Here is a 15192-nt window from a genome sequence, read left to right on the forward strand (position 1 = left end):
GGGGGTTGCTCCTAGAAACGGGGAAAGGGGGGAGGGGCTGGATCAGCCGATCTGGCGTACGGCGCTGGCGGGCACCTCGCCGATCCCCGGCAAGGTGAGGACGGCGGCGCCGCTGGTAGTCGAGACGGAGGTGACGGGCGCCCAGACCAGCCCGGTCGCGGCGATCGCCTGCGTCCCGTCGTTGGCGCTGATCTGCACGGTGAACGGCCCGCTGCCAGCGTCCGCACCGGCGAGGTCCTTGCCGTCCCAGTCGTAAGTGATCGTGCCGGCCTTCTGCGCGCCGAGATCGGCGGTGTGTAGCAGCTGGCCGTTGGCATCCGAGATCGAGACGGTGACCTGGCTCGCGTCCGCGCCAAGCTCGACCGCGCCGGCGATGCCGCCTGCCGATCGGCCGTAGGCGGTGCTGCCCGCCGTCAGCACCGTGCGCCCGACGTAGCTTACCGCGTCCTGCATGCTCGTCGCGCCGAGCTTGTCGGCGATCGCCTTCAGCGTCGAGCCCATCTCGGTGATCCCGGCGAGCGACGAGAATTGCGCCATCTGGGCGACCATCTGCGTGTTGTCGACCGGATCGAACGGATCCTGGTTCTTCATCTGCGCGGTCATAAGCTTCAGGAAATCGGCCTGGCCGAGCGAGGCGGATTTCGCCGTCGCGGTTTTCGCCGCGCCGTTCGCGGTGCTGCTGATCCCGAGGTTCGCGATCGTGCTGTCGAAGGAGGAGGCCATCTATCAGCGCCCCATCTTCAGCGTGTCGACGATCAACGACTTGGCGGTGTTCATCACCTCGACGTTGTTCTGATAGGAGCGCGCGGTCTCCATCATGTCGACCAGCTCCCGCGTCTCGTCGACGGCGGATTGGTAGACGTAGCCGTCCTTGTCGGCCATCGGATTGTTCGGATCGCGGATCTTGATCGGCTCTTCGCCGGCGGTGACGACGCGCTCGACATCCACCGTCGCCATGCCGCTCGCCTGATCGAACTGCGTGCGGAACACGGGCTTCATGCTGCGATACGCCGTTGCCGACGATCCTGTCACTGCGCCTGCGTTGGCCAGGTTCGAGGCGGTGGTGTTCATCCGCACGAGCTGCGCGGACATCGCGCGCCCGGCGACCTGGAAGATCGAGAGTGGATTGGCGGCCATGGCTTATTCTCCCCGCAGCGCGCGCGTGAGCTGATTGATGCGCCCGTTCAGGAACGATAGCGTTGTCTGATACTGGACGGCGTTCTCGGCGAAGGCGGTCTGCTCCTTGCTGAGCTCGACCGTGTTGCCGTCCATCGACGGCGAGTCGGGCACGCGGTACAGCAACGCCTGGTCGATCCCGCTCGCACCCTGTCGCTCGACCGAGGCGAGCGCCTTGGTGAAGTCGATATCGCGTGCCTTGAAGTTCGGCGTCGAGGCGTTGGCGATGTTCGACGCGAGCACGTTCATGCGCTGCGCGCGCACCTCGAGCGCCGCTCCGTGAACGCCGAATAGACTGTCGCTGGCCACTGCCCGAACTCCTGCACGTCTGATGCGCGGGACAATCAGCAAGCGGCGTGCCAAGTGCCGATGCGCCGGCGCAGCAGGCGATCCGGCGGCGCGTGGCGGCAAGATGTTGCCGGGCGGCCGGCAAGCGTTGCCGGACGCGCCATCGCAGCCGCGGCACCACCGCCGCGCGCGATCGCCTCGCTATGGCTTGCCGGTGCGGCGTGCGACGAGCCGAAGGTGACGCCGGTCGATCTGGCCCATGGCTTGCAGACGACGGGGCATGGACCTCGGCACCTTCATCGATCCGACCGCGCTCGCCATCGTCGGGGGCGGCACGATTGCGAGTGCGATCCTGCGCACGCCGGCGGGCGATCTCGCGCGTGCGATCGCCGCGCTCGCCACGCTGCCGCGTCGCCGCTTTTCCGCCGAGCCGCTGTTGCAGCAGATCGCTGCGCTCGGCCGCATCGCGCGGCGGCACGGCGCGATCGCGCTCGACAAGTCGGTGATCGCCGACGCCGATATCGCTGCCGCGGTCGCCGACATCGTTGACGGCCACGCGCCCGAGGCAGTCGCCGTCCGCCTCGATCACCTGCGCCGCGCGCGGATCGAGCGGCATTGCGCCGCCGCCGACGCTTGGGCCGGCATGGCGGAGGCGGCGCCGGCGATGGGCATGGTCGGCACGCTCGTCGGGCTCGTCGCGATGTTCGTGCAGATGACCGATCCGCAGGCGATCGGCGGCGCGATGGCGGTGGCGCTGCTCGCAACGCTCTATGGCGCGCTGCTCGGCAATCTCGTCGCCATGCCGATCGCGAGCCGGCTGCGCGCTGCTGCCCGCCACGAAGCGTTCGAGCGCGCGCGGATCGTCGCGCCGCTCGTCGCGCTCGCAACGCGCGAACAGCCGCGCCCCGTCAGCTTCGCGCCGATTCACCGTGCGAGCGAGGCGGCATGACGCCGGCGCTTGCTTACACCGTCGACGATTTCCCCATGCCCGCGGCGGCGCGCCCGCTGTGGCTCGTGACGCTCGCCGATCTCGCGCTGTTGCTCGTCGGCTTCTTCGTCCTGTTGCAGGCGAACCAGCAGCTCGACAAAAAGGCGCTGGCGAGCGGCTTTCGCGCCGGCTTCGGCGCGTCGGCGGACAAGGGCGCACCCGATCCGCTACCCGTCGCGGCGGCTGGCATGTTCAACTTCGCCCCCGGCAGTGCGACGCTGCCCGCCGCGCCTGACGGCCTTGTCGCTTGGGCGCGCGAGGCGACGCGTGATCCGCGCGTGTCGCTGCGCATTACCGCTGCGGTCGACGGCACGGCAGCCGACGTCGATGGTGATACCGGCAGCGCCGCGGTGCTGGCTGCCGATCGCGCGCGCGCCGTCGCCGCCGCGCTTGCCGATGTCGCCCCCGGCCGCCTCGTCATCTTCACCGCCGACCAGCCATCGCGCCGGCAGGTGGTCGTCACCCTGTCGTTTACCGGAGAGAAGAAGTGATCGCGCTCCTGCTGGCGCTTGGCGCCGTCGCCTTTCAGGATACCGCCGCGCTCGACCGCGCCGTCGCCGCCTTCACCGGCAAGCCGATCGGCAGCGAGGGCGGCGCGCGCGCCGTGGTCGACCCGCGGCTGCGCCTGGCACAATGCCCGACGGTCGCGCTGTCGTGGCGCACCGACGCGCACGATGCCGTCGTCGTGTCTTGCGGCGGACCCGATTGGCGCATCTTCGTGCCCGTCGCGATGCCGCCCCGCGCTACGGTGATCGCGCGTGCCGCCGCCGCGCCACTCCCCGCCGCAGCGGCGGAAAAAGTCATCCGCCGCGGCGATCCGCTGGTGATCGAGGCGGGATCGCCAGGCTTTGCGATCACCCGCGAGGGCGTCGCGATGGCCGATGCCGCCACCGGCCAGCGGCTGATGGTGCGCGTCGACGAGGGCAAGATGCCGGTCCAGGCCGTCGCGCTGTCGCCCGGCCGCGCGACGCTGCCCGGCTGGGGCGAGTAAAAAAATGCTAAAGTTCGCACAGCGCCGGCCGTTTGTTGGATCGCAGAGGCGGCGAAGCAGGTGTTCCGATGGTCGATCCGATAGGGCCGAAACCCGTAGCGAACGATCGCAGGATCGGCGCGATAGCACGCGCGGTATCGCCGCGCGGGGCGACCAGTGCCGCCAGCCAGCCGCTCACCACGCCGACGACGCCGACGCTCGCGGCGCAGCTCGCCGCCAGCCCGCCGGTCGACGTCGAGCGCGTGGCGAAGATCAAGCGCGCGGTGGCAGAGGGCAACTTCCCGCTCTCGCCCGATACGATTGCCGATCGCCTGATCGCCGCCCGCTACGAATGGATGTCGCATGACCCGGCGTGACGCCCTGATCCGCGTGATCGACACGCTGCATCACGAGATCGCCGCGCTGAAGACGAACGACGTCGCCGGGCTCGAGCGCGCCACCTCGGCCAAGCTCACCGCGATCGAGACGTTGCAGCAGCTGGGCGACGGCCCGGCCGGCCCCGAACTGCGCGAGCTGGCGGACGAAGCCGATCGCCTCAACGATACGTGCCGTATCTACGTCAACCTGATGGCGGCAAATGTTCGCCGCCGCCTGCAACTTCTGACCGGCGAGGGCGGCAACGCCTATCGCCGCGGCCCCGTCGCCTACGCCTGATCGCGCGCACTATCGGCTAGCGCGCCTGCGCTGATCGCTGACTGGCACACTCCTTGCTGCTTGGGTTCCCGAACAGGGAAGTGCCGCAGCAACGATGACCGTCAATGCCCTCAATACCGCGATCGGCCGGGTGCAGTCCGCGATCCAGCGCGCATCCGCGAAGACCGGAATCGACTTCGATTACCTGCTCGGCCAGGCAAAGGTCGAGAGCGGCTTCAACGCCGGTGCGCGGGCGCGTACCTCCTCGGCGAGCGGGCTCTATCAGTTCATCGAACAGTCCTGGCTCGCGGTGGTGAAGGATCACGGCGCGGAGCACGGGATGGGCTGGGCCGCGAACGGCATTCAGCGGACCTCGTCGGGGCGGCTCACCGTCACCGATCCGCAGATGCGCCGCGCCATCCTCGATCTGCGCAACGATCCCGAAGCCGCCTCGCTGATGGCGGCCGAGCACGCGTCGGACAACAAGGATGCGCTCGAGGCAAGTCTCAGCCGGGCAGCGACTGGCACCGATCTCTACATGGCGCATTTCCTGGGGCTGGGGGGTGCCAAGCAGTTCCTGAAGGCGATGCAGGTATCGCCCGAGCGCCCCGCCGCGAGCATGTTCCCCGCCGCTGCGGGCGCCAACCGCAACGTCTTCTACAATCGTGACGGCTCGGCGCGCTCGCTGTCGGACGTTTACCAGCGGTTCGGCGCGAAGCTGGGCGAGGGGGCAGGGGCTGCCGGCAGCACCGGCAATGCCGGCAACGATCTGCCGCGCATGCAATTTGCCGCGCAGATGCTCGACATGGAAGGCGCGACGGTCATCACCGGCGCCAACCAGTCGGCGTCGGACGCGATGAGCTGGGCCACCGCCGCCATGGGCCGCGCACCCGCCGGTGCGGCCGGGGTGACACAGGCAAGCCTGCTGCGCCCGTCGCCCGACAACGCGCGCCTCGCCTACATGATGCTCGCGCGGATGGGCGGCTGAGGCGATGAAGCTCCTCGCCAACTCGCGCCAGGCGGCGCTCCCCGCCGCGATCCTGCTGCTCGTCGTCGTCATGGTCGTGCCGATCCCGGCCTTCCTGCTCGACGTGTTCTTCGTCGCCAACATCGCGATCAGCCTCGCGGTGCTGATGGTCGCGTTGAACGCGCAGAAGCCGCTCGACTTCTCCGCCTTTCCCACGGTGCTGCTGTTCGCCACGCTGTTCCGCCTCGGCCTCAACGTCGCCTCGACGCGCGTCGTGCTGGTCCACGGGCATGAGGGCGAAGCGGCGGCCGGCCACGTGATCGAGGCGTTCGGCAGCTTTCTGATCGGCGGCGACTATGTCGTCGGCATCTTCGTCTTCGCGATCCTGATGATCATCAACCTGATCGTCGTTACCAAGGGCGCCGGCCGCGTCTCCGAAGTCTCGGCGCGCTTCACGCTCGACGCGCTGCCCGGCAAGCAGATGGCGATCGACGCCGACTTGAACGCCGGGCTGATGACGCCCGAAGAGGCCAAGAAGCGTCGCGTCGAAGTCGCGACCGAAGCCGATTTCTACGGCTCAATGGACGGTTCGTCGAAGTTCGTGAAGGGCGACGCGATCGCCGCGATCCTGATCCTCGCGGCGAACATCATCGGCGGGCTGATCCTCGGCCCCGTCAGCCACGGCATGTCGATCGCCGATGCGGCGAAGGGCTATACGCTGCTCGCGATCGGCGACGCGCTGGTCGCGCAGCTGCCGTCGCTGATGCTGTCGATCGCCGCCGCCGCGATCGTCACCCGCGTGTCGTCGGAAAAGGATCTCGCCGGACAGATCGGCAGCCAGTTCGGCAGCCCGCGTACCTGGGCGCCGGTCGCCGGCATCCTCGGCCTTCTCGGCGTGCTGCCGGGGATGCCGCACCTCATCCTGCTCCCCGCCGCCGGGATTGCGGGCTTCACCGCGTGGAAGCTCAACCAGATCGCGCAGCGCCCGGCACCGGTGGAGGAGGCGCCCGCCGCCGAGCCGATCGACCAGTCGCGCATCGGCTGGGACGAGGTGACCGACGGGATGATGGTCAACCTCGACATTGGCTACGGCCTGGTGCCGCTGGTCGACGAGCGCAAGGGTGCGCCGCTGATGGGCCGGATCACCGGGGTGCGGCGCCAGCTGTCGAAGGAGCTCGGCTTCGTCGTGCCGCAGGTGAAGGTGCGCGACGACATCAACCTGGCGCCCTACACCTACCGGCTCGTCGTCGGCGGCGTCGTGGTCGGCGAGGATCAGGTCTCGCCCGACGAGATGCTCGCGCTCGATACCGGCACCGGCTTCGGCGACCTGAAGGGCAAGAAGGCGAAGGATCCGACCTTCGGGCTCGACGCGACGTGGATCGCGCCGGGCGACGCCGATGCCGCGACCGGCGCCGGCTATCTGGTGGTCGATTCGGGCACCGTCATCGCCACGCACCTCAACCACGCACTCGGCCAGAACGCCGCCGATCTGCTCGGCGCCGACGAGGTGCAGGCGCTGCTCGACGGGCTGAAGGAGCGCAATCCGCAGCTCGTCGCCTCGCTGGTGCCGCAGCCGCTGTCGCTCACCACGCTGACCGGCGTGCTCAAGGCGCTGCTCAACGAAGGCATTACTTTGAAGGAATTCCGCCGGATCGCCGCCGCGGTCGCAGTGATCGCGCAGCGCACGCAGGACGCCGACGAGATCGTCGAGCTGATCCGTCCCGAGCTCGGGCCGCTCATCATCCAGAAACTGTGCGGGGTGCGAGAGCCGCTGCGCGTGATGACGCTGGAGGGCGGGCTCGAGGGGCTGCTCGGCCAGGCGATGCGTGCCGATCCGTCGCGCCGCCACGTCATCGAGCCTGATCTCGGCCGACGCATCGTCGATGCGCTGCAGCGCGCTGCGCAACCGATGATCGCCGAGGCCAAGCCGTTCGCGCTCGTCGTCCAGCCCGCGATCCGCGTCGCGATCCGCAAGCTCGTCAAAACCTGTCTGCCGGATACCCCCGTCATGAGCTTCTTCGAAGTCCCCGAGGACAAGGCGGTCGAAGTCGTCGCCGTCATCGGCGCGAACGATACGCACCCGGCGAACGGCATGCTGGGTGGCGGCCAACCGCAGGCGCTCGCGGCATGAGCGCCGAGCCGCATCGCAGCGCGTTCGCGAACGCCGCGCCGCTCACTTATAGTCCGCGTGCGCGCGCACGCGAGGAAGGCGCGCTGGTACGCGAGCATCTGCCGCTCGTCCGCCGGCTCGCCTGGCATGTCCACGGCAGCGTCTCCACCGCGGTCGAGGTCGAGGATCTCGTACAGACCGGACTCGTCGCGCTGGTCGAGGCCGCCGCCGCGTTCGAGGATCGCGGGCAGGTGACGTTTCGGCAATATCTCACCACGCGACTGCGCGGCGCGATGATCGACGAGCTGCGCCGCCACGCCGCGATGACGCGCGGCGCCATCCGCCGCCGCCGCGATTATGCCCGCGCCGTCCAGGTGCTGACCGGCGAGCTTGGCCGCGCGCCAAGCGAGGCGCAGCTCGCCGCGCGTCTCGGCGTCTCGGTCGACAAATTGCGGTCCGAATACGTGACGGCCGAGGCCGCCAAGTTCGATTCGATCGACGAGGTCTACACCGACGACCAGCCCTGGTTCGCCAGCGACGAGCCGAACGCGTTCGATCAACTCGCCGAGGGGCAGCAGCGCGCGCGCCTCGTCGCCGCGATCGCTGCGCTGCCCGAACGCGAGCAGCTGGTGATCCAGCTCTACCATGTCGAGGAACTTAACCTAGAGGAGATCGGCGCGGTACTCGGCGTCGGGTCGGCGCGCGTCTGCCAAATCAAATCGGCAGCGCACGCCAAGCTCAAGAAGGCGCTCCTGCGCGCCGGTTGAGGCGCCGCCGGGCGGTAACCGGCTGCGAATGTGTCATAAACTGCGACACTGACGCAGATTATACCGAATCCCCGGAACGCCGGCCTCGCCCTGCGCGTACCTCGGGGCGATGCCACAACCTGCCACACCGATGTTCCCCTGGCGCCACGTCGACCAGGAACGCTTCGAGACGCTGCTGCACGATCACGTCACGGATCGGCTATTCCCGTGTGTCGGCGCCAAGGCCGCGCTCGCCCGTGGCACGCTCAACACGCTCGCCTGCAACCGGATCGACAGCGGGTGGGACGATCTGCGGATCCACGACGGGTTGATGCGCTTCGCCGAGGCGTATCGCGAGGAGCCCGGCCTGTTCCGCAGTTTCGCCGTCGTCTTCGACGGGCCCGAGGATCTCGACGAGCCGAGCTTCGAGCGCGCGCTCTGGTCGCGCATTCAGTCGCTGTCGGACAAGGATGTGTGGCGCGGGCAGGCGTATGACGCGCGCGTCAGCCACGATCCCGACGATCCGCATTTCTCCTTGAGCTTCGGCGGCGAGGCGTTCTTCGTCGTCGGCCTGCATCCCAACGCCAGCCGCCCGGCGCGCCGCTTCGACAAGCCCACGCTGGTGTTCAACCTGCACGACCAGTTCGAGACGCTGCGCGCGACTGGCCAATATGAGGGGATGCGCGAGAAGATTCTGGTGCGCGACGAGAAGCTCGCCGGATCACGCAACCCGATGCTCGCGCGCCACGGCGCGTCGAGCGAGGCGCGGCAATATAGCGGCCGCGTCGTGGACGATGGCTGGGCGTGCCCGTTTCACTACAGCGGCGACAACGGCTAAAGCCGCGCCGATGCCCATCGATACTGCCGCTGCCCGCGAAACCGCCACCCGTATCCCCGAGCGCAGCGGCACTGCGTTCCGCCTTGCCGCCGGCGCAACGCTGGAGGTGATCGATCCGAAAGGCTGCCAGGTGTCGGACCTGCTCGCCTTCAATGCCGATGATGTCGGCGAGGCGATCTCCGCCGGTCGTACATTCGATTATGCCGAAACGATCTATCTCACCACCGGCCACACGCTCTACTCGAACCGCTCGCGTCCCATGCTTGAGATCGTCGCCGACGACGTCGGGCGGCACGACTTCCTGCTCACCCCGTGCAGCGTCGAAACCTTTCGGCATTTCTATCCCGACAAGCCGCTCCACCGCGGCTGTTTCGGCAACCTCGCCGCCGCGCTCGCGCGCTATGGCATCGCCGAGGACATGATCCCGAGCGCGTTCAACTGTTTCATGAACGTGCCGGTCGATGGAGAGACGGGCAAGCTGCGCGTCCTGCCGCCGATCAGCAAGGCGGGCGACCGCATCACCTTTCGCGCCGCGATGGACCTCGTCGTCGGCCTCACCGCCTGTTCGGCGTACGATTCGAACGGCGGCAGCTTCAAACCCATCGACTATCTGATCCGCTAGGCCGGCACCGCCGCGCCATCGCAGACGACGGGCTCTTCAAAAACGGCAAACCCCGGCTGCCGCGCGGCAACCGGGGTTCGTGATCGGCACCCGCACCCGATGTGGGGGCGGCGCCGGTGCCGAGCGATCGGTGATTAGCCGAGCAGCTTCAGCACGCCCTGCTGCGACTGGTTCGCCTGGCTGAGCATCGCGGTCGAGGCCTGCGACAGGATCTGCGCCTTTGCGAGATTGGTCGATTCCGCGGAGAAATCGGCGTCCTCGATCCGGCTGCGCGCGTCGGACAGGTTGGTAGCGTTCGAGGTCAGGTTGTTCACTGCGCTCTCGAGGCGGTTCTGTGCTGCACCAAGCCCGGCGCGGGTCGTCGCGACGGTGGCGAGCGCAGTATCGAACTTGGCAAGGTCAACCGCAGCCAAACGCGCCGTTGTACCTGTTGCCGTGAAGTCGACGATCTGGCTCAGCTGACCTTCAGCCGGTGGGCCCGCGACATAAGCCGCGTCAAGTTTCGGCAGGCTCAGCGTCACGGTGTCAGTTGCGTTGGCACCTGCCTGAATCGTGATATCATTGCTTGCCGTCGCAAACAGATTCTTTCCATTGAACGTCGTATTCTTGACCACCGACTGAATCTGTTGCGCCAACGCCTCCTGCTCGGCGACGATATTGGCGGAATCGCTGGTCGAATAGGTGCCGTTCACCTTCTGCACCTGGAGCTCGCGCATACGCTGCAGCATGTTGCTGACCTCGTCGAGCGCGCCTTCGGCGGTCTGCGCCAGGCTGATGCCGTCGTTCGCGTTGCGGATGCCCTGGTTCATGCCGCGGATCTGCGCGGTCATCGAGCTGCTGATCGCCAGGCCGGCGGCGTCGTCCTTCGCGGAATTGATGCGCTTGCCGGTGGACAGGCGCTCCATCGCGGTCGACAACATATCCTGCGCCTTGGCCGAAGCGTTCGAGGAACGCAGGGCTGAAATATTGCTTCCGATAACAGACATTGTCGATCTCCAAGTTCGGCGTCCACCACCGCCCCCAAGGCGAGGGCCTAACCACCTCAGCAAGAGAAACGACCGGTTCGTGGCGGGCTTTAGGGCAAAGTTTGCACGTTGCGCCGGTTCTTGATCCCGCGTTCAACTCGCTAAGACTGGCATGAGGTCACGAGCGCTATGGACCTGCGCCGGACGCAGAAAAGCCCCGGCGAGCAATTGCCGCCGAGGCTTTACGCCCGCTCTGAAGACGGGGCGGGCGGTAACGCAGCCGGCACCCTTAAAGGGGGGGCGGCGCCGGCTCCGCAGCTCTTAGCCAAGCAGGCGCATTACGCCCTGCTGCGACTGATTGGCCTGGCTCAGCATCGCGGTCGACGCCTGCGAGAGGATCTGCGCCTTCGCAAGGTTCGTCGATTCCGACGAGAAGTCCGCGTCCTCGATGCGGCTGCGCGCGTCCGAAAGGTTCGTGGCGTTCGAGGTCAGGTTGTTGACCGCGCTCTCCAGGCGGTTCTGCGACGCGCCGAGGCCCGAGCGGACGGTGGCGACGTACGCAAGCGCATCGTCGAACGCTAGAATCGTCGGCACTACCGGCGGCGTGGCGGCGCTGTCGCCGGTCATGCCATTCACCGTGGCGGTCAGATCGACCACCGCGTTCAACTTGTTGACCGTGCCAGTTGCATTGTTGAGATCGGCGATGCTGATCGAGACCGTGTCGGTAGCATTCGCGCCGGCCTGGATCGTCACCGACTGCGCAGTGCCGGGGGTGCCGTTGCCCTTGAACAGGTCAGTGCCGTTGAAATTGGTATTTCTAATCACCGAGCGGATCTGGTCGGCGAGCGCATTCTGCTCCGAATAGATGTTCTGCTTGTCGCCGGCGGCATAGGTACCATTCTCGGACTGCACGCGCAGTTCGCGCATGCGCTGCAACATGTTGCTGACCTCGTCGAGCGCGCCTTCGGCGGTCTGCGCCAGGCTGATGCCGTCGTTCGCGTTGCGGATGCCCTGGTTCATGCCGCGGATCTGCGCCGTCATCGAGCTGCTGATCGCGAGGCCGGCGGCGTCGTCCTTGGCCGAGTTGATGCGCTTGCCGGTCGACAGGCGCTCCATCGCGGTCGACAGCATCTTGCTCGCGCTGGTCGAGGCGTTCGACGCGCGCAGCGCCGACGTGTTGGAAGCGATAACGGTCATGGTGATCTCCGTATGGGTCTCGACGCGAACGCTGCCCCCCTTGCGGGCGTCGATCCGTCGCCACACCAAACGGCCGCCGGCCGGCAAACTTTAGCCGATTTTCTGCCGGCGACCGGCAAATCGCCGCCGGTCGCGCGCGCTCGCGGTGTGCCCGTGATGCGCGCGCTCTCGCGTGTGTACGTGGGTACGCGGCGCGGGTGTAGGCGCGGGTGTGGGCGCGGGGGCACGCGCCCGGAAATATTCTGCCGGCCGGCTGCCGGCGAAACTGGTCGTTAACCATTTGAGCGGCATCAGCAGCGTCGTTCCGAAGGAGGAAGACCTTGCGTTCGATCGTTCCCACCGCCGCGATTGCCGATGCCCATATCGCGCTCGTCTCGTCGCTGCGCGCCCAGGGGTTCAGCGTCGCTGCCGCCGGCACCCGGCCGCAGGCCGATACCGCGTGGCTGGTGGCGCCGGGTGAGGCATCGCCGGTGCCGTCGCGCACGGTGGTGCTGGCGCGCGGCGAGCGGCAGGTGGTGCCGTATCGCGATGGCGCCCCTGCGCGGCTGACGTTCGATCACGCCGACGCCGTCGTTGGCAACGCCTTCGTCCGCGCGCTCGCCGGCGGGCCCGAGCTGCCGACCGCCGCCGATCCCGAGAGCCTGGCGCTCTACGCGCTCGCCGAGCGCGTCGCCGAGGCCGACATCACCGTGCTCATCAACGGCCCCACCGGCACCGGCAAGGAAGTGCTCGCGCGCACCATCCATCGCAATTCGGCGCGCCGCGACGGCCCGTTCATCGCGATCAACTGCGCCGCGCTGCCCGAGACGATGCTCGAGGCGATGCTGTTCGGCCACGTGAAGGGCAGCTTCACCGGCGCGTCGTCGGGTGGCGACGGCTTCTTCCGCGCGGCGCACGGCGGCACGATCGTGCTCGACGAGATCGCCGAGATGCCGCTGCCGCTCCAGGCCAAGCTGCTGCGCGTGCTGCAGGAGCGCGAGGTGGTGCCGATCGGCGCGACGCATCCGGTGCCGATCGACGTGCGTGTCGTCGCCTGCGCCAACCGCGATCTGCAGGCCGAAGTCGCCGCGGGTCGGTTCCGCGCCGATCTCTACTACCGCCTGTCGGTATTCCCGCTCACCACGCGCCCGCTGGCGGATCGCCCGCAGGACGTGCCGGCGCTCGTCGCGACGATGGTCCTGCGCCACGCCGGCACGCGCGCGGTGGTGCCGTGGCCGTCGGACGCCGCGATCGCGCGGCTCGTCGGCCATGACTGGCCCGGTAACGTGCGTGAGCTGGAAAACGTGATCCAGCGCGCGCTGCTGTTCTGCGGCGGCGCGACGATCGAGGCCGAGCATATCGTGTTCGACCGTCCGGCCGCGCCGCGTCTCGCCGCAGTGCCGGCGAGCGACGAGCCGGCGACCCTCGGCCACGTTGTCCAGCTCTCCGAATTTGCCGCGATCCGCGAGACGATGAAGGCGTGCGGCGGCAATCGCATCGAGACCGCGCGCCGGCTCGGCATTTCGGAACGAACCTTGCGTTACCGCTTGGCGAAGGCGCGCGAGCAGGGTGAGGAGATCGCGGCGCCGCATGATCGGAGGTTGACGGCATGAGTGGGGTCGGGGGTGTCGGCGGGATCGACCGGGTGATGGCGCTGCGCGCGCAGATCCTGGAACGCAACGCCGCCTTGAGCCGCGCCAACGCGACCGCTGCCGCCGCGCCGAGCGCGCCGACATCGGGCGCGCAGCAGGCGGGCAGCTTCGCCGCGACGATGGAGAATGCACTCCAATCGGTGAATAACCAGGCGCAGAAGGCGTCGGCGCTGTCCGAGGCGTACGAGCGCGGCGAAACGGTGGACATCGCCAAGGTGATGCTCGCCCGCCAGGAAGCGTCGGTCGGCTTCGAGGCCACGCTTCAGGTCCGCAACAAGATCCTGTCCGCCTACAAGGACATCATGAGCATGCCGGTCTGATATGGCAAACGCACTCGCCCCTTCGAACCCGATCATCCCCGAACGCTTCGCCAATCCGCTGAAGCAGATCCAGGGCGTCTTCGCGCAGCCCGCGGTGCGCCGCGCCGGGCCGATGGCGATGATGGTCGGGCTGATCGGCGCGTCCGCGCTCGCCTGGTCGGCGCTGTCGGGCGCACCGCAGAAGACGCTGTTCAGCGGGCTGCCCGATGCCGACAAGGCGGCGGTGACCTCTGCGCTGAACGCCGCGAGCATCGACAGCCAGATCGACGAGGCCACCAACGCCGTCACCGTCAACGAAGAGGATTTTTCGCGCGCGCGGTTGCTGCTCGCCGGGCAGGGCCTGCCCAAGGCGGCGCCTGGCGGCTACGCGATCCTCGATCAGCTGCCGATGGGCGTCAGCCGCGCCGTCGAGGGTGAGCGCCTGCGCCAGGCGCGCGAGACCGAGCTCGCACGCTCGATCCAGGAAATCGACGCCGTCGTCGAGGCGCGCGTGCATCTTGCGATGCCCGAGGCGAGCGTCTTCGTGCGCGACAGCGCGCAGCCCAGCGCCTCCGTCGTCGTCAAGTTGCAAGGCGGGCGGGCGCTGTCGGACGCGCAGGTGCAGTCGATCATCAACCTCGTCGCCTCGTCGGTGCCCGGCATGAAGCCCGAGGCGGTAACGATCGTCGACCAGATGGGCGCGCTCTTGTCGAAGCCCGGCGGCGTCGGCGAGAGTGGCAGCGATCAGCGCATCACACTTCAGCGGCGGCTCGAAGACAAGTATCGTGCGCAGCTGCTGCAGCTGCTGACGCCGCTCGTCGGCGCGGGCAATTTCACCGCCGAGGTGCAGGCCGACGTCAACATGGACGAGACGTCGGCGACGCGCGAGAGTTTCGAGAAGCAGGGTGTCGTGCGCGCGGAAACGGGCGCGTGGACGGGCAATCAGGCGTCAGTGGCGCAAGGGCCCGGCGGCATCCCCGGCGCGCTAAGCAACACGCCCCCGCCGGCAAGCACGCTGCAACAGCCGCAGGCCGCGGTCGGCGCGGATGGTCGCCCGATCCCGACCGGCCAGGCGGTCGCGGGCGGCCCGGCGCCCGACGCCAACAAGCAGTCCGATCAGTTCGCCCGCTCGTACGATCTTGGCAAGGAAGTGTCGGTGACGCGCGCCGCGCCCGGCGGGATCAAGCGCCTGTCGGTCGCCGTCCTGCTGCGCGATCCCGAGAAAGGCCGGCGCACCGCGGCGGAGATCAACCAGATCACGCAGCTAGTCCGCTCCGCGGTCGGCTTCGATCAGGCGCGCAACGACCAGGTGACCGTGATCAGCCGCAAGTTCGCCGGCAGCGATGCGGAGGAAGGCAATGGCCCGGCGTGGTACGACAATAACTGGCTGCCGGTGGTGGCGCGCAACGTCACCGCGATCCTGATCGCGCTGCTCGTGCTGCTGCTCGGCGTGCGTCCGCTGCTCAAGACGATGACGAAGAAGAAGGACGAGGCGGGCGATCCTGCGACGCGTCCCGGCCTCGGCCGCGCGATCGGCGGCGCCTCGGACGAGGATGGCGACGCAGGCGAGGCGGCAACACCGGGGACGATCGCGGTCGCGCCGCCGGTGACGCTCGACGAAATCGAGGCAGGCCGCAACTATGACGAGCGGATCGGTGCGGTGCGTGGCTTCACGCGCGACAACCCGGCGCGCGCTGCACTGGCGGTGCGCGACATGATGAAGGCGCCCGCGCTGTGAGCG

The 15192-nt window shown here is 68.4% G+C and carries 18 protein-coding genes; 13 read left to right on the forward strand and 5 right to left on the reverse strand.

Features of this window, described 5'->3' with window-relative positions; all coding sequences use genetic code 11:
• Positions 1-42: 42 nt before the first annotated feature.
• The 3 genes from F1C10_RS13390 to F1C10_RS13400 are packed head-to-tail and all read right to left on the reverse strand — an operon-like array spanning position 43 to position 1485.
• On the reverse strand, positions 43-723 hold the full coding sequence (locus tag F1C10_RS13390) for a flagellar hook assembly protein FlgD (protein ID WP_185206899.1): 681 nt from the start codon (positions 721-723) through the stop codon (positions 43-45).
• 3 nt (positions 724-726) lie between these two features.
• The gene (flgC, locus tag F1C10_RS13395) at positions 727-1137 is read right to left on the reverse strand and encodes a flagellar basal body rod protein FlgC (protein WP_185206901.1); all 411 of its coding nucleotides are present in this window, start codon (positions 1135-1137) and stop codon (positions 727-729) included.
• A 3-nt stretch (positions 1138-1140) separates the two neighbouring features.
• Positions 1141-1485 (reverse strand): flagellar basal body protein, encoded by a 345-nt coding sequence (locus F1C10_RS13400; RefSeq protein ID WP_085808279.1) that lies wholly within the window; start codon positions 1483-1485, stop codon positions 1141-1143.
• Positions 1486-1744: 259 nt separating this feature from the next.
• Between F1C10_RS13400 and F1C10_RS13405 the strand changes: the two genes are divergently transcribed.
• From F1C10_RS13405 to F1C10_RS13450, 10 genes are all read left to right on the forward strand, one after another.
• The gene (locus tag F1C10_RS13405) at positions 1745-2413 is read left to right on the forward strand and encodes a motility protein A (RefSeq protein ID WP_185206903.1); all 669 of its coding nucleotides are present in this window, start codon (positions 1745-1747) and stop codon (positions 2411-2413) included.
• The gene (locus F1C10_RS13410) at positions 2410-2943 is read left to right on the forward strand and encodes a flagellar motor protein MotB (RefSeq protein ID WP_185206905.1); all 534 of its coding nucleotides are present in this window, start codon (positions 2410-2412) and stop codon (positions 2941-2943) included. The genes F1C10_RS13405 and F1C10_RS13410 overlap by 4 nt, the downstream gene beginning before the upstream one ends.
• Positions 2940-3443, forward strand: a complete 504-nt coding sequence (locus F1C10_RS13415) for a flagella basal body P-ring formation protein FlgA (RefSeq protein WP_374939351.1) — start codon at positions 2940-2942, stop codon at positions 3441-3443. Before F1C10_RS13410 ends, F1C10_RS13415 begins: the two co-directional genes overlap by 4 nt.
• A 68-nt stretch (positions 3444-3511) precedes the next feature.
• Positions 3512-3799: a flagellar biosynthesis anti-sigma factor FlgM gene (gene flgM / locus F1C10_RS13420; protein WP_185206907.1), complete on the forward strand. Its 288-nt coding sequence runs from the start codon at positions 3512-3514 to the stop codon at positions 3797-3799.
• Positions 3786-4097, forward strand: a complete 312-nt coding sequence (locus tag F1C10_RS13425; RefSeq protein ID WP_085808282.1) for a flagellar protein FlgN — start codon at positions 3786-3788, stop codon at positions 4095-4097. Before flgM ends, F1C10_RS13425 begins: the two co-directional genes overlap by 14 nt.
• 94 nt (positions 4098-4191) lie before the next feature.
• The gene (locus F1C10_RS13430; protein ID WP_185206908.1) at positions 4192-5064 is read left to right on the forward strand and encodes a lytic transglycosylase domain-containing protein; all 873 of its coding nucleotides are present in this window, start codon (positions 4192-4194) and stop codon (positions 5062-5064) included.
• A gap of 4 nt (positions 5065-5068) precedes the next feature.
• Complete coding sequence (gene flhA / locus F1C10_RS13435) at positions 5069-7174, forward strand: flagellar biosynthesis protein FlhA (RefSeq protein ID WP_185206910.1); 2106 nt, start codon at positions 5069-5071, stop codon at positions 7172-7174.
• Positions 7171-7920 carry a FliA/WhiG family RNA polymerase sigma factor gene (locus F1C10_RS13440; RefSeq protein ID WP_185206911.1) on the forward strand — a complete coding sequence of 250 codons (750 nt, stop codon included), beginning with the start codon at positions 7171-7173 and terminating at the stop codon, positions 7918-7920. The genes flhA and F1C10_RS13440 overlap by 4 nt, the downstream gene beginning before the upstream one ends.
• Positions 7921-8029: 109 nt before the next feature.
• Positions 8030-8737 carry a guanitoxin biosynthesis heme-dependent pre-guanitoxin N-hydroxylase GntA gene (gene gntA, locus F1C10_RS13445; protein ID WP_185206912.1) on the forward strand — a complete coding sequence of 236 codons (708 nt, stop codon included), beginning with the start codon at positions 8030-8032 and terminating at the stop codon, positions 8735-8737.
• A 10-nt stretch (positions 8738-8747) separates the two neighbouring features.
• Positions 8748-9359, forward strand: coding sequence for a DUF1989 domain-containing protein (locus F1C10_RS13450; RefSeq protein WP_185206913.1), 612 nt, complete (start codon positions 8748-8750; stop codon positions 9357-9359).
• A 134-nt stretch (positions 9360-9493) separates the two neighbouring features.
• On the opposite strand, the gene F1C10_RS13455 is transcribed toward F1C10_RS13450, so the two are convergent.
• Entirely contained in the window at positions 9494-10345 is an 852-nt protein-coding gene (locus F1C10_RS13455) for a flagellin (protein WP_185210251.1), read from the reverse strand.
• Positions 10346-10645: 300 nt separating this feature from the next.
• Positions 10646-11521: a flagellin gene (locus tag F1C10_RS13460; RefSeq protein WP_185206914.1), complete on the reverse strand. Its 876-nt coding sequence runs from the start codon at positions 11519-11521 to the stop codon at positions 10646-10648.
• Between the two features lie 320 nt (positions 11522-11841).
• Between F1C10_RS13460 and F1C10_RS13465 the strand changes: the two genes are divergently transcribed.
• Genes F1C10_RS13465 through fliF form a run of 3 tightly spaced genes read left to right on the forward strand, consistent with a single transcriptional unit; the run spans position 11842 to position 15189 of the window.
• Positions 11842-13113, forward strand: a complete 1272-nt coding sequence (locus tag F1C10_RS13465; RefSeq protein ID WP_185206915.1) for a sigma-54-dependent Fis family transcriptional regulator — start codon at positions 11842-11844, stop codon at positions 13111-13113.
• Complete coding sequence (gene fliE, locus F1C10_RS13470) at positions 13110-13472, forward strand: flagellar hook-basal body complex protein FliE (RefSeq protein ID WP_185206916.1); 363 nt, start codon at positions 13110-13112, stop codon at positions 13470-13472. Before F1C10_RS13465 ends, fliE begins: the two co-directional genes overlap by 4 nt.
• 1 nt (position 13473) lies before the next feature.
• Positions 13474-15189 carry a flagellar basal-body MS-ring/collar protein FliF gene (fliF, locus tag F1C10_RS13475; RefSeq protein WP_185206917.1) on the forward strand — a complete coding sequence of 572 codons (1716 nt, stop codon included), beginning with the start codon at positions 13474-13476 and terminating at the stop codon, positions 15187-15189.
• Positions 15190-15192 lie beyond the last annotated feature (3 nt).

This window comes from Sphingomonas sp. NBWT7 (assembly GCF_014217605.1).
Taxonomy (GTDB): Bacteria; Pseudomonadota; Alphaproteobacteria; order Sphingomonadales; family Sphingomonadaceae; genus Sphingomonas.